Origin of the sequence: Pseudoalteromonas sp. S1608, assembly GCF_005887265.1 — a bacterium.
Classification (GTDB): domain Bacteria; phylum Pseudomonadota; class Gammaproteobacteria; order Enterobacterales; family Alteromonadaceae; genus Pseudoalteromonas; species Pseudoalteromonas undina.
Genome location: NZ_PNDK01000025.1, coordinates 76,828 through 96,568 on the forward strand (window position 1 = coordinate 76,828; position 19,741 = coordinate 96,568).

Annotated in this window: 20 protein-coding genes; 8 read left to right on the top strand and 12 right to left on the bottom strand. The window is 41.5% G+C overall.

The features are described 5' to 3' along the window. Positions 1-256: 256 nt before the first annotated feature. Positions 257-874 (bottom strand): transcriptional repressor LexA, encoded by a 618-nt coding sequence (gene lexA, locus CWB75_RS11720; protein WP_010392379.1) that lies wholly within the window; start codon positions 872-874, stop codon positions 257-259. Positions 875-1,062: 188 nt separating this feature from the next. Here lexA and CWB75_RS11725 point away from each other — a divergent pair, with 188 nt between their 5' ends. Beyond that, entirely contained in the window at positions 1,063-1,506 is a 444-nt protein-coding gene (locus CWB75_RS11725) for a PaaI family thioesterase (RefSeq protein WP_008114168.1), read from the top strand. Between the two features lies 1 nt (position 1,507). Here CWB75_RS11725 and CWB75_RS11730 read toward each other — a convergent pair whose 3' ends face one another. Further along, on the bottom strand, positions 1,508-1,888 hold the full coding sequence (locus tag CWB75_RS11730; protein WP_008114170.1) for a hypothetical protein: 381 nt from the start codon (positions 1,886-1,888) through the stop codon (positions 1,508-1,510). Positions 1,889-2,086: 198 nt separating this feature from the next. On the opposite strand from CWB75_RS11730, the gene CWB75_RS11735 reads away from it, so the two are divergent. Both CWB75_RS11735 and CWB75_RS11740 read left to right on the top strand, forming a co-directional pair. Next, entirely contained in the window at positions 2,087-2,797 is a 711-nt protein-coding gene (locus CWB75_RS11735) for a hypothetical protein (RefSeq protein WP_138570715.1), read from the top strand. Between the two features lie 91 nt (positions 2,798-2,888). Beyond that, positions 2,889-3,542 (top strand): endonuclease, encoded by a 654-nt coding sequence (locus CWB75_RS11740; RefSeq protein ID WP_054202821.1) that lies wholly within the window; start codon positions 2,889-2,891, stop codon positions 3,540-3,542. Between the two features lie 7 nt (positions 3,543-3,549). Here CWB75_RS11740 and hmpA read toward each other — a convergent pair whose 3' ends face one another. Both hmpA and CWB75_RS11750 read right to left on the bottom strand, forming a co-directional pair. Further along, positions 3,550-4,731 carry an NO-inducible flavohemoprotein gene (hmpA, locus tag CWB75_RS11745; protein WP_138570716.1) on the bottom strand — a complete coding sequence of 394 codons (1,182 nt, stop codon included), beginning with the start codon at positions 4,729-4,731 and terminating at the stop codon, positions 3,550-3,552. A 20-nt stretch (positions 4,732-4,751) separates the two neighbouring features. Beyond that, positions 4,752-5,984 carry an NnrS family protein gene (locus CWB75_RS11750; protein ID WP_138570717.1) on the bottom strand — a complete coding sequence of 411 codons (1,233 nt, stop codon included), beginning with the start codon at positions 5,982-5,984 and terminating at the stop codon, positions 4,752-4,754. A 428-nt stretch (positions 5,985-6,412) separates the two neighbouring features. Here CWB75_RS11750 and norR point away from each other — a divergent pair, with 428 nt between their 5' ends. After that, a complete protein-coding gene (gene norR, locus CWB75_RS11760) occupies positions 6,413-7,978 on the top strand; it encodes a nitric oxide reductase transcriptional regulator NorR (RefSeq protein ID WP_171039116.1) in 1,566 nt (521 codons plus the stop codon). A 5-nt stretch (positions 7,979-7,983) separates the two neighbouring features. Here the strand turns inward: norR and CWB75_RS11765 are convergent, their stop codons facing one another. After that, positions 7,984-8,880, bottom strand: coding sequence for a LysR family transcriptional regulator (locus CWB75_RS11765; protein ID WP_010392364.1), 897 nt, complete (start codon positions 8,878-8,880; stop codon positions 7,984-7,986). A 117-nt stretch (positions 8,881-8,997) separates the two neighbouring features. Here CWB75_RS11765 and CWB75_RS11770 point away from each other — a divergent pair, with 117 nt between their 5' ends. Further along, positions 8,998-9,564 (top strand): NADPH-dependent FMN reductase, encoded by a 567-nt coding sequence (locus CWB75_RS11770; RefSeq protein ID WP_054202817.1) that lies wholly within the window; start codon positions 8,998-9,000, stop codon positions 9,562-9,564. Positions 9,565-9,567: 3 nt separating this feature from the next. Here the strand turns inward: CWB75_RS11770 and CWB75_RS11775 are convergent, their stop codons facing one another. Beyond that, positions 9,568-10,011: a tellurite resistance TerB family protein gene (locus tag CWB75_RS11775; RefSeq protein ID WP_138570718.1), complete on the bottom strand. Its 444-nt coding sequence runs from the start codon at positions 10,009-10,011 to the stop codon at positions 9,568-9,570. Between the two features lie 95 nt (positions 10,012-10,106). On the opposite strand from CWB75_RS11775, the gene CWB75_RS11780 reads away from it, so the two are divergent. After that, on the top strand, positions 10,107-10,487 hold the full coding sequence (locus tag CWB75_RS11780; protein WP_138570719.1) for a hypothetical protein: 381 nt from the start codon (positions 10,107-10,109) through the stop codon (positions 10,485-10,487). A gap of 67 nt (positions 10,488-10,554) precedes the next feature. On the opposite strand, the gene CWB75_RS11785 is transcribed toward CWB75_RS11780, so the two are convergent. The 6 genes from CWB75_RS11785 to fabR form a co-directional block, all read right to left on the bottom strand. Next, entirely contained in the window at positions 10,555-11,151 is a 597-nt protein-coding gene (locus tag CWB75_RS11785; protein ID WP_138570720.1) for a hypothetical protein, read from the bottom strand. 136 nt (positions 11,152-11,287) lie between these two features. After that, positions 11,288-11,887, bottom strand: coding sequence for a 3-isopropylmalate dehydratase small subunit (leuD, locus tag CWB75_RS11790; protein WP_138570721.1), 600 nt, complete (start codon positions 11,885-11,887; stop codon positions 11,288-11,290). Continuing rightward, the gene (gene leuC / locus CWB75_RS11795) at positions 11,887-13,287 is read right to left on the bottom strand and encodes a 3-isopropylmalate dehydratase large subunit (protein WP_138570722.1); all 1,401 of its coding nucleotides are present in this window, start codon (positions 13,285-13,287) and stop codon (positions 11,887-11,889) included. Before leuC ends, leuD begins: the two co-directional genes overlap by 1 nt. Positions 13,288-13,343: 56 nt before the next feature. Beyond that, on the bottom strand, positions 13,344-14,420 hold the full coding sequence (leuB, locus tag CWB75_RS11800) for a 3-isopropylmalate dehydrogenase (protein WP_054202813.1): 1,077 nt from the start codon (positions 14,418-14,420) through the stop codon (positions 13,344-13,346). Beyond that, positions 14,417-15,970: a 2-isopropylmalate synthase gene (gene leuA, locus CWB75_RS11805; RefSeq protein ID WP_138570723.1), complete on the bottom strand. Its 1,554-nt coding sequence runs from the start codon at positions 15,968-15,970 to the stop codon at positions 14,417-14,419. Before leuA ends, leuB begins: the two co-directional genes overlap by 4 nt. 396 nt (positions 15,971-16,366) lie before the next feature. Beyond that, on the bottom strand, positions 16,367-16,984 hold the full coding sequence (gene fabR / locus CWB75_RS11810; protein WP_008114202.1) for an HTH-type transcriptional repressor FabR: 618 nt from the start codon (positions 16,982-16,984) through the stop codon (positions 16,367-16,369). Positions 16,985-17,114: 130 nt separating this feature from the next. On the opposite strand from fabR, the gene CWB75_RS11815 reads away from it, so the two are divergent. Together CWB75_RS11815 and sthA are read left to right on the top strand one after the other, a co-directional pair. Then, positions 17,115-18,248 (top strand): acyl-CoA desaturase, encoded by a 1,134-nt coding sequence (locus CWB75_RS11815; RefSeq protein WP_054202812.1) that lies wholly within the window; start codon positions 17,115-17,117, stop codon positions 18,246-18,248. A gap of 13 nt (positions 18,249-18,261) precedes the next feature. Continuing rightward, positions 18,262-19,692, top strand: coding sequence for a Si-specific NAD(P)(+) transhydrogenase (gene sthA / locus CWB75_RS11820; RefSeq protein ID WP_008114205.1), 1,431 nt, complete (start codon positions 18,262-18,264; stop codon positions 19,690-19,692). Positions 19,693-19,741 lie beyond the last annotated feature (49 nt).

The following is a 19,741-nucleotide window of genomic DNA, read 5'->3' on the forward strand; positions in this document are numbered from 1 at the left end:
AAAAAAGTGCAGCAAAAAAATATTAACTAATGAGGTAATTAACCTAAGAGTCAGAGTTGGTAAGGGGTAGCTTGAATAACAGCGGAAAAAATATAAAGTTTTATGATTTAAAACAATTAGAATAAATTTGTTTATTTATAAAGTATTTAGCGATTTTTTGAAATAACAAAAAGCGATTCACAAGCAATATCGTACAAAAATAATTCATGTAAAAACAGCGCCTAATCAATATTAAGCGCTAAGTTATGTTTAACTATCACATCCAATCAGCGTTACGAATAACACCCACCGCTAAACCTTCAATATTGAAAGATTCATTTTCCAAGTCTACTTCAATAGCTGAAAACTCGTCATTTTCAGCATGCAGTAATACTTTTCTGCCGGCTTTTTCTAGACGTTTAACCGTAACATCATCATCCACTCGAGCAACAACAACCTGACCATTTTCAGCTACTTGAGTTTTATGTACAGCGAGTAAGTCGCCATCCATAATGCCAATATCTTTCATACTCATGCCGTTAACACGCAGTAAAAAATCGGCCGCAGGTTTAAACATTAAAGGGTCAATTTTACAGTGGCTTTCTACATGCTGTTGCGCCAATATTGGCTCACCCGCAGCAACTCGACCAATTAAAGGTAAGCCCAGTTGCTCTGGCTCTTCTTCTTCAACAAGCTGAATACCCCGACTCGCGCCCGGCTTCATTTTAATCACACCTTTTTTAGCCAGTGCTTTTAAATGTTCTTCTGCAGCATTTGCACTTTTAAAACCCAGTGTTTGTGCAATCTCGGCACGTGTAGGAGGCATACCAGTGTCTTTAATAAACACTTTGATAAGTTCGAGTATTTGCGCTTGGCGTTTCGTTAATGGTCGCATACAACTGGTTTTCCATACAGTACAATTAACTGTGAGTATATACAGTTATTTAAAAATCGCAAATATAAATTAATACCTCATAAGTGATGATGGCTAAACAATAAGATGCTTTAAAACCCCAATAATAAATGTAATTATTAGCAGCGCATTACCATATTAATTCTCAATTACTTATCCAAGGAGCTAGCATGAGTATTTGGCACCAACCAATTACATTAGAGTTTTGTAAGCAATTAGATCAAGGGATCACTGGCCAAGGCACGCTCATGAAGACCATGGGAATTGAAATCAGTGAAATTGGAGATGACTACTTAGTCGCCACTATGCCAGCCATACCTGAGCATCATAACCCTATGGGTATAGTGCATGGCGGTGCCAATGTAGTCCTTGCTGAAACCGTAGCAAGTTATGCCGCTAACTTTGTAGTTGATTTCAGTCGATTTTATTGTGTTGGGCAAGAGATAAGCGCCAGCCACTTAAAAGCGTCACGCAATGGCACATTAACGGCTACCGCAAGGGCTTATCATATTGGTAAACGCAGCTCAGTTTGGGATATTAAAATAACCAATAGTCGCAATGAGCTTTGCTGCGTATCAAGAATGACCGCAGCCGTAGTCGAACGAAAAGGTTAAATTACTTTTCCAGAGGGTAAATAGTAACTTCTATGCCTGCGCCAATTGCAGATATGCGTAACAAGGTATCTGCATGCAAGGCCTGATTAAAACATTTTGGCGACGTACCCGACTCAAACCCCATATCAAACGTTCTGCGAGAACAACTTAACCATTGCTTTAATGCATTGCGTGAACACGACTCAATTAGCTCACATAAGTGATTAATTGCTTTATCAGGTGTGGTTATTTCACCAGCTACTTCGATGCGTGCCAGTTGGCGGTATTCGTCTTTATCATAATGTAAAATGGTTGCGACCTTTTTTAAATCAGCAACTAATACGCTAATATCTTGCTTTGACTCAAGCTCGAGATCTACATTTAAAAATTGAATTTCCGACATACAGTTGTGTTACCCCACTTAAATTTCACCGCAAACTTTAACCTAATTTTGCATTTATACCAAATCAACAGCTTATAATTTATTTAATTCCTTTATTAAGCTGCAAGTATTAAAGTAACGGTTAATACAGCTATTAACCTAATGATAGCTAGCTCCATTAGGTACCTTGCACAAAAAATAATAATAATGAGAAAGCAAATGAACAAACGCATTTTTAAAACAGCCCGTAAGCTGCATAAATGGCTAGGCTACTTTTTAGTAATACAAATTTTTGCATGGCTGCTTGGCGGTTTATTTATGAGCGCCATGCCACTTGAAAAAGTACACGGTAAACACCTTGCAAACCGCAAACTAGAAAACCCTTTCAGCCAAGCCGATTACACAGCCTCACTTGATAAAATTATTGCGAATACACCACAACCCCAGCAAATTAATTATAGTCACTTTTTAAATACCCCAGTAATTACAGTAACTACAGCGAGTAAAACCTATAGTTTTAATGGTACAACTGGCGACCCACTTTCAGCACCAAGCAAGGCACAAATAATCACTAATGCCCACGCTCACCTTTTAATTAATGCAAACGTTATAAGCACAAAAAAGCTGGCAACCAGTTTTAGAGAAGCCGGGTTTAAAGAAAATATTTGGCAAGTTAATTTTAACGATATGCTTAGCACCAGCTTATATTTTAATGCTGATAACGGCGAGTTCATTACAGTTCGCAGTAATATTTGGCGAGTGTTTGACTTCTTTTGGATGTTACACATTATGGATTACGATGAGCGCGAGGATTTTAACAACCCGTTACTCATTAGCTTTGCTGCCAGCAGTGTGTTTTTTAGTTTTACTGGTTTTATTTTATTACTGCAAAACATCCGATTAAGAACAAGAAAACGTAAGCTATCCTGAGTTTTTAAGCAGGTTGTACAGAAAACTGATTTACCATTTAGGTTATTCTCTTTAAAATCGCGGCTCCTGTAGTTCACTAAAGTGATAGGATATGCCGCATTTTATTTTTGCGTTATTGCTTTGCGTTATCAGCTTTACTATTAATGCTGAGCAATTTACTCGTTTTTCCAGTGCTAAAAAACACTTAATTAAAACCTTACCAACCAATGCAAAAAGTATCTATTGTGGTTGCGACATAAAACGTAAAGGCAAAAAGTTAGTACCCGATGCAACCCATTGTGGTTATGTGCCACGCAACACATTTACCCGCTCAGGTAACGTGAACCAACGCGCTCTGCGAATAGAATGGGAACATATTGTACCCGCTTGGGAGTTCGGTCATCAGTTACAATGCTGGCAAGATGGTGGACGTAAAAATTGCCGTAAAGTAAGTGCAAAGTTTCGCATGATGGAAGCTGATATTAACAATTTAGCTCCCGCAATCGGTGAAATTAACGCTGATCGTTCAAACTATCGCTTTGGCATGTTAGCCCAAAATGCTAATCAATATGGTCGCTGTGAGGTTAAGGTTAATTTTAAACAACGCGTTATAGAGCCTCCGGTTTATGCACGTAAACGTATTGCCGATGCATACGCTTACATGCAAAAAACTTATGGTTTAAAAATATCAAATCAACAACAAAAGCTGTTTAATGCGTGGCAACAACAAGCTTATGCCGCAAACACCGACAGTAAAAAGCTGTAACTTATGTTTATAATGCTTGGTGTGGTCCAAATATTTCGTAATGAATATTCGCGCTCTGTACACCTAAGTCAAGTAGTTGGCCTTTTACATAAGCCATAAATGAAGCTGGTCCACACAAATAAAATGCCCCTTCGCTAATAGGCAGTGATGCCTCAAGCACAGATAAATCCATAAGACCTGTGTAATCACATCCCCCAGCACCTTGATTAAACCAGGTTAAGGTTTTTAGTTGTGGATGCATAGCCGTTTGCTGAGCTAGGTAGTCTTTAAATGAATACTCCAAGCTATTTTCACACGCGTGTAAGTAACTAATCGCTTGATTAGTATTGTCGCTCAATAGCGTTTGCAGCATAGCCATCATTGGGGTTTGGCCAACACCTGCAGAAATAAGCACAACGGGGCTTGTTGCATCTTTCAAAAAGAAATCACCTGCTGGTGGGTATAGCTCTACTCGTGCACCCTGCTCTAGTGAGTGTAAATAGTTAGACACCACGCCAGGCTGTGGTTGGCACTCTTTTTTAACGCTAATACGATAGTTTTTAGCATTGCTCTTTTGCGAAATAGAATACTGGCGGATCTCTTCATATTCTGCCCCCTCAGGCTTAACTTTAATGCCAAGATATTGTCCTGGCTTGTGGGAAATAACAGCTTTGCCGTCTAAAGGTGTGAGGATAAAGCTGGTTACAAATTCAGACTCAACATGTTTATGAGTAATTTCAAACTTCCGTGTACCTACCCAGCCACCATGATTATTTTTACTGTGTGCATACAACGCTGCTTCTTCGGTAATACAAATATCAGCCAGTAGGTTATAAGCTTCTCGCCATGCGTATTCAACATCAGCTGTAAACTGATCAGGAATAAGCTCTTTAAGTGTGCCGATCAAATGCGCCCCTACAATAGGGTAGTGTTCGGGTAAAATATTCAAGCTGGTATGCTTATGGTTAATTCTAGCTAATGCCTCTTTTAACACGGTTAAATTATCAATATTTTGCGCATACGCAGCCAAGGCATTAAATAATGCAAATTGCTGACGACCCGTTTCTTGGTTAGTCATATTAAAAATATGTTTAAGTTCCGGGTTATGGCTAAACATGCGCTTATAAAAATGATCGGTGACGGCTGTACCCGCTTCTGCAAGTAATGGAGCTGTACTTTTTACAATCTCAATAGTTTTTTCAGATAACATTTTGGTTTCCTATGGGTGAACTAACCACGACGCCCATCAACACGACGCCGCGTTAATATAGGAGTGCAGTGAATTAAAAATAATAAAAAGGCCAGTAACCAAAGCACAGCACTGATCTGCCAAGCTAGGTGTGGCCCAATAAAAGACGGGAGAAAAGCACGAATAATTGCGGCACTAAACACCAATGCAAATGCAAGATTCATAAAACCAGGAATACTAAGTGGGCGACCGGTATGTCCTAGTGATACCCGTGTCATCATGGCTAAAATCATCATGCCGATACCACCAATAGTGATAAAATGCAGAGCATCTTTAAACAGTATTGCACTGCTATAAAAACTGATTGCCACTAACATTAAACCTATACCTAAAGCTAAATACGCAAAGTGTAACGACCATAATAATGGGACTTTTAGGACTTGCTTGTTCCACCAGCAAACACCGCGAACTAAATGCAAAAACGCTGCACTCATCACAACTAGTGCCGGGTTAATTACAGTGAAAAATAATTTACTAATAAAAAATAATGCTATCGCCAATACCGATAAGTATAAAATAGCTTTATCTATGTTTGGTGTGCGTACCTGCTTAGATAAGCCCAGCCCTTTGGCAGTAAAAAAGGGTAATACACGCCCAGCTACAACTCCCACCAACAAGCTTATAACCAGTACTGCGGTATCAACCATTGCAAGCGCTAGCTGCGTTTGGTTTTTTAGCACTAGTATTAAATACAACATATTGAGCGTACATAAAAATGAAAGAATAAATAAAAACAAGTAGTTGCGTTTACTGCTCGCTTTTATCAACATGCTGGCTAACACTATAATTACCGAGAGCCACCAAACAACTTGTAAAATCAGTACCGCATAAACATTAAACTGAGCAATGCTAGGCACAACTACAAAAAAACTAAGCCGTGCACTAAGCCATATTAGGCTAAGCCACATCAATGGTTTACCGTTAATACTTGCAACACCGGTCCATGTTTGTGCTGCAGTAAGTAAAAAGCCAGCCACAACCACGCCCGCAAAACCAAATAACATTTCATGTGCATGCCACAAATTAGCAGGCATAACTAAATACCACTGTGCATCGCCACTTAAAATAAGTAACCAATAACCCACAGACAAACACGCTAGTGATCCACCAGCTAAAAAAAAGGGTCTAAATGCCAACATCCATAATGACAATTGTGATACCTGATGAAATGCGACCTGCGCTGGCATAGGTTCGGCTAAGTTTATGGGCTTCATTAGCGCACCTCCTGTCCCAGCCCATGCTGTGCCACACAGCGCAGTACGTAACTCACTTTGAGAATAGCCGCGAGAACAATCGTGCTAATGTGTGCAAAAATTTGTACCGGTATAGAAAAGTAGCCCGCATAGGGATAACTTATTAACAGCGTAATCAACACCCCCAATACGCTAATACATAGCATCTTATTTGCATGAGATAGCACACGGTAATACAGAGAATTAGACTTCACTGAATAATTAACCTGTCCTAAAAAAATACTGCTCATAACAACTCCAATAACTGCTTTCGTTATTTTGTTATTACACAGACCATGCCAATTAAATAAAACTCTTAAATTCAACGCGTTATTTAATTTCACTTTACAAAAAGAGTCTTTATGACCTACTATAAAAACCAATTAAATACACTAACAGGTCATTTTGACATGAATCAGCAATTCAACCTGACTCAAGTTGCCTTGGAGCTTGCACAAAGCACCTTACATGCCCACAGTTTTGAGCAGCTCTTAGCCACGGTTGAACGTGTTATTCCAAGTGATGCTAGCGCCTTGTTAATTCGCCAAGGCGAGCAATTAAAGCCTTTAGCGATTAAAGGTTTAATGCCTGATAGCTTAGGCAGGCGCTTTAACATTGCAGAGCATCCTCGCCTAGATGCTATTTGTAATCACCGCTTGGCACTGCAATTTGCACATGACTGCCCGCTCCCAGACCCATATGACGGCTTACTACTAGCTAAAACGGGTGATATTCCAGTGCATGCCTGCTTAGGGTTACCGCTTTATGATAAAGATTCGCTGCTTGGTATTTTGACCTTTGATAGCCTAAACGCTGATGCGTTTGACGGCATTACCGCTGATACGCTTAATACCTTACAAACCTTGTGCAGTGCGCACTTTAAAACAGCCCTAGAGCTTGCCCATTACAAACAACATGCCCAGCACTCAAGTGAATTAGTACAAGCGTTAAACCGTGAGGCGCTCAAGCGTGATGGTGGTGAAATTATTGGCCAAAGCCCAGTAATACAAACCCTTAAAAACGAAATAAAGCTGGTTGCAGCCTCTAATTTTAGTGTATTAATTTTAGGTGATACTGGGGTCGGCAAAGAGTTGGTGGCGCGTAATATTCACTTGCATTCAGCACGCAAAGATCAGCCATTGATCCATTTAAATTGTGCATCACTGCCTGAAAACCTCGCCGAAAGTGAATTTTTTGGCCATGCAAAAGGCGCCTTTACGGGTGCGCAAAATGCTCGCCAAGGTAAGTTTCAGTTAGCCGATGGCGGTACCTTATTTTTGGATGAAATAGGCGAGCTACCACTGGCAATGCAAAGTAAATTATTACGGGTACTGCAAAGTGGCGAAGTACAAACCGTTGGTGAAGATGAACTTAAATATGTTGATGTTAGAGTGATTGCAGCCACTAACCGTGACTTGAAACACGAAGTAGAACAGGGGCGATTTCGCGCCGACTTATATCATCGCCTAAGTGTGTACCCGTTAAGCGTGGCGCCGTTAAAAGCCCGTGATGAAGATGTTATTTTATTAGCCGGTTATTTTTTGGAAAAAACAGCTCGTAAGCTTGCGATTAAACAGCTAAAACTCAGCATTGAAACGCAATTAATGCTAAAAAAATATGACTGGCCTGGCAATGTAAGAGAGCTGGAACATGTTATTAATCGCGCCGCATTAAAAGCTAAACAGCATCAATGGCAGCAACCAATTATTACTATTGAGCCAGAGCATTGCGAGCTAAATTTAAGCGCTGTTAACACCTTAGCTCTTGAACACTCAAACCAGCTTGCAACCACACCTTTAACAAACAACATTTCGTTAAAACAAGCCACCGATACTTACACTCAGCAGCTTATTATACAGCAACTTAAACAACATAATTATAACTGGGCAAGCACAGCGCGTAGTTTACAGGTCGACCGCGCTAACTTAACACGGCTAGCCAAGCGCTTGGGTATTTCTATAAAAAAATCGTTGTAGCGTTTTTAACTTAATTTACGCTGCTTAAAATAGGTTTTTAATAACTGACTAAACGCTTGCACTTTCGCAGTACGATGCACTAAATGATGCGTCACTAACCATAAGTCAGTAGGCCAACTAAGTTCGTTAGGTAATACAGGCACTAAATCAGAGTATTGCGCTGCAACATCATGTTGTAATCCGCCAATCCCTAGCCCCTTAACGATGGCGCGAGTAGCCTCTGAGGTTTCTGATACTCTAAGTTTAACTTGCGACGAGGGAATATTTTCATCAACCCACGAAAAATATGGCACCTTGCCATTATACCCAGCCACACCCGATACAAAATTATGCACCGAGAGTTGTGCTAACGTTTGTGGCAAGCCATAACGACTAATGTAATGTTTTGAGGCATAAAATCCTGACGAGAGTGCCGCCAAGTGCTGCGCAATATAATCACCTTCATCCGGTCTAGGGCCTGCTCTTACAGCGATATGTGCTTGGCCATGGTCTAAGCGCAAACGCTTTTGATCCATAATCACTTGTAATTGCACTTGCGGATGCAAGGTTTGAAACTGCTCGCATACCTCACTTAATACATCTATAAAACCACTCACAGTGGTGAGTAACAAACTACCTTGTAAGGTACTATCTGCTGCAATTATGTCACTGTGTAAACGCTCTAGCTCACCGTTAATTGCTTGTGCTGTGGTAAATAACTTAGCGCCAATCTCTGTGACTTTGTAGCCACGAGCATGGCGGTGGAATAATCGCGCATTTAAGCTTTTTTCTAAGTTATTAATTCGTCTGAGCACCGTGCTATGATGCACATCTAGCGCTTCGGCTGCTGCAGTTAAAGTACCTAACCGCGCCACCTCAAAAGCAACCTTAAGATCTTGCCAATCATCAAATTGAATTGCCATGGTAACCACTCTTTAAACTGTGCATATATGCACACAAGTTTTGCGTTTATTTGGCTTTTCTGCAAGTGATTATTTGTTAAAGTCATACCTATAGATAATCAGCATCAGGATCAACTCATGACTACACCAAAAATTATTGCCCTAGCAGGTAGCTTACGTAAAGACAGCTTCCATCAAAAACTTATTAATGAAGCTGCACGTTTTGCACTAGAAAGTGGCGCTGAAGTGGAAGTGATTAAACTTGCAGACTTAGCCATACCAATGTTTGATGAAGATTTAGAAGCACAAGGCACACCAGCCGGCGTACAACAATTAAAGGACAAACTGCGCACAGCCGATGGTATTTTACTGGCCAGCCCAGAATATAATGGTTCTATTACCGCGGTGTTAAAAAATGCCATTGATTGGGCATCTCGCACCGAACAAGGCGCAGAGCCTGCATTTGCAAATAAAGTAACCGCGTTATATGCAGCATCACCGGGTGGACTTGGCGGCTTACGTGGCTTAAATCACGTGCGTGATATTTTATCTGGCATTGGCAGTTTAGTATTAGCCAATCAATTAGCTGTACCGGCTATTCATACTTTGTTAGACGAAAACGGCCGTATTAACGACCCTGCTACCGCTGAAAAAGTAGCCGGCCTTGCGCAGCAGTTGGTTAGCGTAGCAAGTAAACTAAAATAAACATTACAACTTTGTTGCTGCAAGCTTTGCAGCAATAAAGTCTTCATGGGTAACGTACAATAGGTTTGCAACACGACGAATAACGTATTCTTCTTGTGGATCAAGTTCACCATCTGAGTATGCTAATCGCCAGAGTAGTTCAACTATTTCAATGCGCTGCTGTGCACTACATTGATTATTAATTTGTTTTGAAAATTGAAAATAATCAATGGCGTCATCTAAGCTCAAACTTGCTTGTTCGGTTAACTCATCTACTGCTTCATCAGTTAAATCAAAATACTTTTTTAATGTCAGACTTAGCGTTTGTTGCTCATCTGCCTGTAAATCATTATCCGCTCGCATTACCTCAATTAATAACGCGGCAACCGCTGTTTTTAAATCATGTTGTTCAATATCATAATCTTGCTGATCAATACTCGAAAAAAGCTGTTTAATTTGCTTGAACATCACATTTCCCCTTTTTGGGTGTTAGACTTATATCATAACGGGTGTAATAGATATGCTGATCACACTACCCAAAATCAAGATGGAGTTAAAGGTTTATGAGCAGAAAAGCAAATCATTATCTATATGGAAGTATTAGCTGGGTATTTTTAACAGCGTGTTCGAATGTGTCGGCAGAACAAACTGAAATGCAGCGACTCTATGACTTTGATGAAAAGGTGCATTACAAGCAAACTCAAATAGACACTAACAATTACCACTTAGAAATACAGTCTGATGACTATCCACATTTTAGAAACCAAAGTGTGTTTTTATTGCGCCACGCAAACCGTTTATGTCGCGATAACCCTTTCATGTTAAAGGTAACTGAAGGCGTGCAAGAGTATGAGCGCTTTCCAACTAAACCACGCGCTTATCAGCCACCACTGAGTGTATTTGTGCAGTGTGAAATGCCTGCAGAAAAAACCTCAAAGAAATAACACCTCGTTATGCTTCCATAAAACCACTGAGCGTTAAAACAGCCAGTGGTTTTAATATAAAAAAAGATTAGTTAACACCATATCCCCATGGTGCAGCCGGTGGTGTGATAGGCTTAGTTAAATCAAAGTCAACGCGGAATTCGCGACCTTGGCGAATGAGTCGGTAAGTGAACTTTTCAGGGTAAATATACATTTGCCATGTATTGCCAACCGATTGTGGTATGTCTTGGCTAACAAATAACTCTTTTGAATACTGATCAGCAGGGAATGACTGCATGTTAGCAAAACCCGCATCAAGCGTATGGCCACCATACATAGTTGATACATCATCAGTACCATCTTTATGGCGGTGATCGTGCTTTAGGCTTAACCCACTGCCTGTTTTTGTGATGATCCACGTACGTGAGGCATCATCACCCACATGAAACGGCACTTGTAGCTCACGTTCATTACACTTACGCACATGCATAACTAATTTTTTATCGGCAAATGAACTCGGCCCTGTGGCATTATCAACCGTTACTTTACCTTCAAAAGCTTTACCACAATGGGCAGCAATATTATCAAAAAAGCCATCATGGCTTGGAATTGATACTAAAGGCGCTGGGCGTGCTATTGCAGCGGTTGATGCAAGCATTAGTGCTGCAGCTGTTAATAATTTCATAATGTACCCCTAAACATGTAAAAAATTAGCTTAGCGTTTAAACAAACACAAAGACAGTAATCACGATGAACAGCATCTGACAGCAATAAAAAACGCGGCTTATGCCGCGTTTCATTATTTAATAACTTTTAAGCCACTATTGCCAAGGACGCTCAGCGGCAAGTTTTGCTTCAAACGCATCTATTTGCGGATTCAGGGTCTCGGTTACACCGATAAAGTCTAAGCCACTTAATAAACGCTCTTTCACGTCTTTGCGAATATCAAAGCTGATTGGCGCAAATTTATTGCTGCGCAATTGCTGGTTTTCTAAATCCACATCAATGTGAATATCGTCATGCTGCTCACTTAACACAAATAAGTCTTCTAATATTTGCGCTGGCAATGCAATAGCAAGCATTTGGTTATTACCACAGTTATTAAAGAAAATATCAGCAAAGCTTTCAGCCAAAATCACTTCAAAACCATATTGTTTAAGCGCCCATGGTGCGTGCTCACGTGATGAACCACAACCAAAATTATCGCGGGTTAATAGTATTTGCGCGCCTTGATAGCAAAGACGGTTCAAAATAAAATCAGGGTTTGCCTCGCCATTATCTAAATAACGCCAATCGTAAAATAGCGCAGCATCAAAACCATCACGGCTGGTTGAAGTTAAAAACTGCTTTGGAATAATTTGGTCGGTATCGACATTGTTTTTATCAAGTGGGGCCATTAAGCCACTAAAATAAATGCTCATTAGGCTTCTCCTCTAATATCAACAAAGTGGCCATGTATTGCTGCCGCTGCCGCCATTGCTGGGCTCACTAAGTGTGTACGCCCGCCTCGCCCTTGGCGTCCTTCAAAATTACGGTTAGATGTAGATGCACAGCGTTTACCTGCGCCTAAACGGTCGTCATTCATTGCTAAACACATAGAACAACCCGGCTCACGCCATTCAAACCCTGCAGCTTTAAATATGTCGGCAAGGCCTTCATCTTCTGCTTGCTGTTTAACCAAACCTGATCCCGGAACAATTAATGCCTCAACGCCAGCAACCACTTGTTTGCCTTCAACAATTTTTGCAGCGGCGCGTAAATCTTCAATGCGGCTGTTGGTACATGAGCCAATAAATACTGTATCTACTTTGGCAGTTGATAACTTATCGCCCGCTTTTAAACCCATGTATTTAAGTGCACTACGAATGGCATCAGCTTTAATTAAATCAGTTTCTTTGTCTGGATCTGGAATACATTCGTCAACGCCAATCACTTGCTCTGGGTTAGTCCCCCAGGTGATTTGTGGTTGAATATTAGCAGCATCTAGCTCTACCTCTAAGTCAAAGGTTGCGCCATCATCAGTTTTTAAGGTTTCCCAGTAGGCAACAGCGGCGTCAAAATCAGCGCCTTTTGGTGCAAATGGGCGCCCTTTTAAGTACTCGTAAGTGATTTTATCTGGGGCAATTAAACCGGCCTTGGCACCCATTTCAATACTCATGTTACACAACGTCATGCGCGCTTCCATCGAAAGCGCCTCTATGCCTTCGCCACAAAATTCAGCCACATAACCCGTACCACCAGCAGTGCCTAGTTTACCTATAACCGCCATAATTAAATCTTTAGCAGTTACTGTTGGGCGTAACACACCGTTAATTTGAATTTTTAACGACTTAGCCTTTTTTTGCTGTAGCGTTTGCGTAGCTAATACGTGCTCAACTTCTGAGGTTCCAATACCATGGGCAAGCGCTCCAAACGCGCCGTGGGTTGAGGTATGACTATCGCCGCATACTATGGTGGTGCCTGGCAAAGTGATCCCTTGCTCTGGGCCAATCACATGTACTATACCTTGATTTACTGAATTTAGGTCGTACAGCAAAATACCAAATTCTTTACAGTTTGCATCCAGTGCCATTAGTTGATTTTTAGAGACTTCGCTGGCTGCATCTAATGAACGGCTTTTAGTTGAAACATTATGATCCATGGTGGCAATAGTTTTTTCTGGACAGCGCACTTTACGATTTTTTTCACGTAAACCTGCAAATGCTTGTGGCGACGTCACTTCGTGTACTAAATGACGGTCAATATAAAGTAAATCGGTTTGCTCGTTGATGCTGGCAACCGCGTGTGCTTGCCAAATTTTATTGTATAAAGTTTGAGCCACTTGCTAACTCCCTGATCTGATTGAGCCACAGCCTAACGGTGCTGTGGCTTTAATAATTAAATGCGTGAAACGATAGCCGCTGCAACATCGGTGGTGGTATAGCCGCCCTGCGGATAAATATCAGGCGTCCCTACACCCGCTTCAACCGCTTCTGCAACTGCTTTTTCAATGGTGCGAGCCGCTTCATCTTGTCCTAATGAATAACGTAACATTAATGCGGCACTTAAAATTTGTGCAATAGGGTTAGCGACCCCTTTTCCGGCGATATCGGGCGCTGAGCCACCCGCGGGTTCATACAAGCCAAAGCCTGATTGATTTAAGCTAGCCGAAGGTAATAGCCCCATTGAGCCGGTGATCATCGCGCATTCGTCCGATAAAATGTCGCCAAATAAGTTATCGCACAGTAATACATCAAACTGGCTAGGCTGTTTAACTAGCTGCATCGCTGCATTATCTACATAAATATAATCTAAGCTCACCTCAGGAAACTCTTTACTCACTTCAGTGACTACTTCACGCCAAAGTACACTTGATGCTAAAACATTGGCTTTATCAACCGAGGTTACATGATTGCTGCGCAATTTAGCGGCCTCAAAAGCAAAACGTGCAATACGCTCAATTTCTTTACGCGAGTATGTTTGGGTGTCAAATGCCGCTTCTTCAGCACCTTCGCCACTGCGACCTTTTTCACCAAAATAAATACCGCCGGTTAGCTCACGCACACACAAAATATCAAAGCCTTTTTCGCTGATATCAGCACGTAGCGGCGATGCAGCGCTTAATGCGGGTAACAATTGAGCAGGACGTAAGTTACAAAACAAACCAAAGTGCTTTCGTAGTGGTAACAATGACGCGCGCTCTGGTTGATCATTCGGTGGTAAATGCTCCCACTTAGGGCCACCCACGGAGCCAAATAAAATAGCATCGGCGTTTTCACAGGCTTTTAAAGTGGTATCAGGAAGTGCTTTGCCAAATTCATCAATGGCTGCGCCGCCAATCGCGTGGTGCTCACGGTTCAGAGTAAAACCAAATTTATCACTGACTGCGTCAAGTACTTGCTCTGCAGCTGCCATAACTTCTGGGCCAATACCGTCGCCTGCTAATACGGCAACGCTGTAATGTGTTTTACTCATCCTGCTTTCCTTTGTTGTTTTAAATCAGACACTTTTTGTGCTCGATAAATTAAGTTATAAACCCGAACCATAGCCCGTACTGAGGCTTCGACCACATCGGCCGCAATACCAGCACCGTGATAGGGGCGACCATCATATTTAGCAATAATATTCACTTGCCCCAATGAGCTGGCGCCTTGGCCGGTGGCCTCTAAATTGTATTCAATCATTTCAACACTCATACCTGTTAAGCGCTCAATAGCAGCAAACGAAGCTTCAACTGGACCATTACCTGTTGCGGCTTCTTGTTTTGCTTCGCCATCAATCAGCAAGCCTATGGTTGAGCTGGCCACCGATTGTGAATTAGACGCAGAGTTAACAAACTCTAACTGGTACTTTTCGTCTTTGTCGTTAATTTGATTAAAGTAAATCATGGCCTCTAGGTCGTAGTCGTATACTGTGCCTTTTTGATCAGCCAGCGCAACGAAACTTTGGTATAAGCTATCCATGTCGTAATCTGATTTTTGATAGCCTAATTCTTCTAAGCGGTGCTCTATAACATGACGGCCTGAGCGTGAGGTCATATTTAATTGATTACTTGGTACACCAACACTTTCTGGTGACATAATTTCATACGTGTTTTGCGCTTTTAATACACCGTCTTGATGAATACCTGAGCTGTGAGCAAAGGCATTTTCGCCAACAATCGCTTTATTTGGCTGTACCGGCATATTACAAATTTTGGCCACTTGACGAGAGGCGCGATAAATTTCTTCGCTTTTTATGTCGGTATATACGTTTAAGTGGTCTTTACGCATTTTCATGATCATTGCCACTTCTTCAAGTGAACAGTTCCCCGCACGCTCACCTATACCATTAATGGTGCATTCAATTTGGCGTGCACCGGCTTGCACTGCGGCCACGGAGTTGGCAACGGCTAAACCTAAATCGTTGTGGCAATGCACACTTAAACGCGCTTTATCTATATTTGGCACGTTATTCATTAAATGACGGATCATTGCTGCGTATTCATCTGGGGTTACAAACCCGACAGTGTCAGGCAAATTAATGGTTGATGCACCGGCGTTAATTGCTTGCTCAACAATTTTGCATAAATCCCAGTGCGGTGTACGCCCAGCATCTTCACACGAAAACTCTACATCATCGGTATAGTTACGCGCTAATTTAATAGATTTAACAGCCATTGCAGTGGCATCATCAAGGCTCATACGCAACTTGTGTTCAAGATGAAGCGGGCTGGTAGCAATAAAAGTATGAATACGACTTTGCTGTGCAGCACGTAACGCTTCGCCACAGGCCTCGATATCTTTGGCAACCGAGCGAGCTAAGCCACAAATAATAGGGCCTTTAACCTCGGTGGCAATACGTTGCACTGAGCGAAAGTCAGCTGGGCTCGACACCGGAAACCCCACTTCCATTACATCCACATTTAAGCGGCTAATGGTATGCGCCAGTTGAACTTTATCGTCTTCTGTTAGGCTTGCTTTTAGTGCCTGCTCACCATCACGTAAGGTGGTATCAAAAATCCATACTTTATCTTGCTGTTGCATAACTGCCCCTCAATTCCTGTATTACCCAAATTTCGATTTATCCCTGCAGCGAGATAAAAAAAACCCCGCGGTTGCGGGGTTTTTAATGTTTAACTCAATGCAAACACACTAATCCCCGCTCACTTGCCACAGCAGTAAGAGGTTTAGGTTTAGTGTAATTAAGCGAATAGTTTGCATCTGTTTTCTTGTGTGTGTGTCCAATGAGGCTTATTTTTATCATTGCAACGCAGTTGGCGCAAGCATAAAAATACCAAACAAATAATTAAAGGTGACTTTCTGGGGATTTAAAATTCAAACAAAATTGGATAGAAGAATAAAATATCCAACTTAAACCTAGGGCAGGTTTAAATTAATAAGCGCTGTAAAATACAGCGCTTATTTTAACTTTTTTAATATTTATTCTTTATTTTCAGCACGTACGTAATTTGACGCGCCGCGCGTAATATAACGTAACTGCCATATAACTCGCTCAATCAGTTCATCGCGTTGCTGACCTTCAATATCGAGCGCTTCAGCGCCTGCATTAAATACCAAAGTAACCATGGCTTCTGCCTGAATATACGCATGAATAGCATCGCAGGGGGTTTCACTTTCTAAATAATGTGCGAGTTCTAAAATAAAGTGTTTTACTTCACGTGCCACTGCTGCTCTAAATGCTTTTGAGGTACCTGAGCGTTCACGCAACAAAAGTCTAAACTGATTGCTTGAGTTATCAATAAACTCCATAAAAGTAACCACAGAGGTGTTGATTACACTGCCACCACTGGCTATTCGTCTGCGTGCTTGGCGCATCAGCTGGCGCAGGGTTAAACCCGCTTCATCAACCATGGTTAAGCCCAACTCGTTCATATCTTTAAAGTGACGATAAAAAGAGGTAGGCGCAATACCAGCTTCGCGTGCTACTTCACGCAAGCTTAAATTAGAAAAGCTATGATCAGCACTAAGTTGATTAAATGCAGCTTCAATTAATGCTTGTCGTGTTTTTTGTTTCTGTTGTGCTCTAACACCCGACATCAACAGCTCCCTGAGTGAATTTGTAATAAATTTTTAATTAAAAAAATAGCTAATAGTACAGTCTAATACTTGACGGCAGCAGATTGAAATATTATTTTAGCGTACAGTTGTACGCTGAGAAATGAGAAACATGAAAAAACCACCGATTATATGGACCAACGTCCTTTTCTTTAGCCTGACGTTTTTGGCTGCTATTACACTTGTACCTTGGTATGGGTTTAACTATGGCTTTACAGGCACGCAGTGGGTTGCTTTTGTAGCTTGCATGTTTTTTGCGGGATTATCGATCACCGCGGGCTACCATCGTTTATGGGCGCACAAAACTTACAACGCTCACCCTGTGGTTGAATTTATTTTTGCCCTTGGTGGTGCCTTTGCGCTACAAAACAGTGCGCTGCATTGGAGTAGCGATCATCGAATTCACCATGGTCAAGTTGATGACCCAGTTAAAGACCCTTATGCCGCCACTAATGGCTTTTGGTACAGTCACATTGGCTGGATGCTTCGCGACTACCAAGGCGACAGCTACGATGATTACAGCAACTGTCGTGATTTACAGCGAAATAAAATTGTTATGTGGCAGCACAAGCATTACTTAAAATTGGTAATTGCCATGAATGTTGGTTTACCGCTAGTACTCGGCTTAATGCTTGGTGATGTATGGGGCATGTTACTGTTAGCTGGCTTATTGCGTTTAGTGCTGAGTCAGCACTTTACCTTTTTTATTAACTCAGTAGCACACATTTGGGGTTCACGTCCTTACACTGAAAAAAATACCGCGAGAGACAATGGCTTTTTAGCACTATTTACCTACGGTGAGGGTTATCATAACTTCCATCATATTTTTGCCAGCGATTACCGCAATGGCATTAAATGGTTTCATTACGACCCAACAAAATGGATGATCCGCTCACTCGCTGCCATTGGTTTAGCGAGTAAATTAAAGCGTACACCGGTTGAGCGCATTGAAAAAGCTAAAGCAGAAACCTTAATGAGCAAAACACAAGGTCGCCTTGCAAAATTGCCTTTAGCGCAAGATAAGCTTACATTATTACAACAAGAGTACGATTTGTTGCTTAAAAAGCTGCAAAATTATTGCTCATTACAAAAACAAGTGTTGGAAGCTAAAAAAAATAATATGGCAAAGCAGTGTGAAAAGTCGGCATTAATGGCACAATATCACGAGCTTGAAGCCGCCTGGGAAACACAAAAACAGGCATGGCTAGCACTTAATGCGAGGTTATTAAAAGCCTCTTTTAGTTAAAATAGGAGTGGCTGTGGCCAAACAACCAGAAAAGAAAAAAGTACCCGTGAGCTACCAATATGATGCAATCATTATTGGCACGGGTCCTGGCGGTGAAGGGACCGCTATGAACCTCTCTAAAAGTAACAAAAAAGTAGCGGTTATTGAACGCCAAACTGCTGTTGGTGGTGGTTGTGTTCACTGGGGAACCATTCCTTCAAAGGCACTTCGCCATTCGGTTAGTCGCTATATCGAATACAAAGCAAACCCTTTGTTTAACGTAGGTGAGCGCCCAGTAAGACTTACTTTTCCAGATATTTTACGCCATGCCAGCTCGGTAATTTCAAAGCAATCAAACTTACGCAGCAGCTTTTACGATCGTAACCGCATTCATATGTTTCAAGGCGATGCTAGCTTTGTTGATAAGCACACTATTGAAATTAGACGTAATGACGGTTCAACTGAACGCCTAACTGCACAAACTATTGTTATTGCTACCGGCTCACGCCCTTATCGCCCACCAGGTGTTGATTTCACCCATTCGCGTATTTATGAAAGTGACACAATTTTAGGCCTTGAACACGATCCTCATCGCGTACTTATATACGGCGCGGGTGTAATTGGCTGTGAATACGCATCTATCTTTAAAGGGCTAGGTGCAAAGGTTGATTTAGTAAATACTCGCGATCGCCTACTTGCGTTTATGGATGCTGAAATATCTGATGCGCTTAGCTATCACTTTTGGAATAGTGGCATTGTTATTCGTCATAACGAAGAATTTGATCGCATTGAAACCCGCGATGACTGTGTTGTTATGCATTTAAAATCAGGTAAACGTGTAAAGGCTGACTGCATTTTATTTGCCAATGGCCGTACTGGTAATACCGATACACTGAATTTAGAAGCGATTGGCTTAAAAGCAGATAGCCGCGGACAAGTAAAAGTAAACGAAACCTACCAAACAGAAATAGACAATGTATACGCAGTAGGCGATGTTATTGGCTACCCAAGCCTTGCTAGTGCGGCATTTGACCAAGGCCGGATTGCCGCAGATGCCATCGCTTGTGGTAACTGCGATGAAAAGCTGATTATTGATATTCCAGCCGGTATTTATACTATTCCTGAAATGAGTTCTGTTGGTAAAACAGAGCAGCAATTAACTGCCGCAAAGGTACCGTATGAAGTGGGGCGTGCGCAATTTAAACACTTAGCCCGTGCGCAAATTGCAGGTACCGATGTGGGTAGTTTAAAAATATTGTTCCATACAGAAACCAAAGAAGTACTTGGCGTGCATTGCTTTGGTGAGCGTGCTTCTGAGATTGTTCACATTGGCCAAGCTATAATGGAACAAAAAAATGGTGGCAATACCATCGACTACTTTGTAAATACTACGTTTAACTACCCAACAATGGCAGAAGCTTATCGAGTTGCGGCATTAAATGGTTTAAACCGCTTGTTTAAGTAAAAACTTAAGTAAAATAGTTTGCACAAAAAAGCCCGCTAATTAGCGGGCT

Excerpts from the sequence above, each read along its gene's own strand:
- CWB75_RS11780 (WP_138570719.1), top strand. The coding sequence starts at position 10,107 with ATGAGCAGAAAAGCAAATCATTATCTATATGGAAGTATTAGCTGGGTA.
- CWB75_RS11775 (WP_138570718.1), bottom strand. The coding sequence starts at position 10,011 with ATGTTCAAGCAAATTAAACAGCTTTTTTCGAGTATTGATCAGCAAGAT.
- leuB (WP_054202813.1), bottom strand. The coding sequence starts at position 14,420 with ATGAGTAAAACACATTACAGCGTTGCCGTATTAGCAGGCGACGGTATT.
- CWB75_RS11735 (WP_138570715.1), top strand. The coding sequence starts at position 2,087 with ATGAACAAACGCATTTTTAAAACAGCCCGTAAGCTGCATAAATGGCTA.
- CWB75_RS11785 (WP_138570720.1), bottom strand. The coding sequence starts at position 11,151 with ATGAAATTATTAACAGCTGCAGCACTAATGCTTGCATCAACCGCTGCA.
- leuA (WP_138570723.1), bottom strand. The coding sequence starts at position 15,970 with ATGCAACAGCAAGATAAAGTATGGATTTTTGATACCACCTTACGTGAT.
- hmpA (WP_138570716.1), bottom strand. The coding sequence starts at position 4,731 with ATGTTATCTGAAAAAACTATTGAGATTGTAAAAAGTACAGCTCCATTA.
- CWB75_RS11725 (WP_008114168.1), top strand. The coding sequence starts at position 1,063 with ATGAGTATTTGGCACCAACCAATTACATTAGAGTTTTGTAAGCAATTA.
- lexA (WP_010392379.1), bottom strand. The coding sequence starts at position 874 with ATGCGACCATTAACGAAACGCCAAGCGCAAATACTCGAACTTATCAAA.
- CWB75_RS11815 (WP_054202812.1), top strand. The coding sequence starts at position 17,115 with ATGAAAAAACCACCGATTATATGGACCAACGTCCTTTTCTTTAGCCTG.
- CWB75_RS11750 (WP_138570717.1), bottom strand. The coding sequence starts at position 5,984 with ATGAAGCCCATAAACTTAGCCGAACCTATGCCAGCGCAGGTCGCATTT.
- fabR (WP_008114202.1), bottom strand. The coding sequence starts at position 16,984 with ATGTCGGGTGTTAGAGCACAACAGAAACAAAAAACACGACAAGCATTA.
- CWB75_RS11730 (WP_008114170.1), bottom strand. The coding sequence starts at position 1,888 with ATGTCGGAAATTCAATTTTTAAATGTAGATCTCGAGCTTGAGTCAAAG.
- CWB75_RS11770 (WP_054202817.1), top strand. The coding sequence starts at position 8,998 with ATGACTACACCAAAAATTATTGCCCTAGCAGGTAGCTTACGTAAAGAC.
- CWB75_RS11765 (WP_010392364.1), bottom strand. The coding sequence starts at position 8,880 with ATGGCAATTCAATTTGATGATTGGCAAGATCTTAAGGTTGCTTTTGAG.
- CWB75_RS11740 (WP_054202821.1), top strand. The coding sequence starts at position 2,889 with ATGCCGCATTTTATTTTTGCGTTATTGCTTTGCGTTATCAGCTTTACT.
- leuD (WP_138570721.1), bottom strand. The coding sequence starts at position 11,887 with ATGAGCATTTATTTTAGTGGCTTAATGGCCCCACTTGATAAAAACAAT.
- norR (WP_171039116.1), top strand. The coding sequence starts at position 6,413 with ATGAATCAGCAATTCAACCTGACTCAAGTTGCCTTGGAGCTTGCACAA.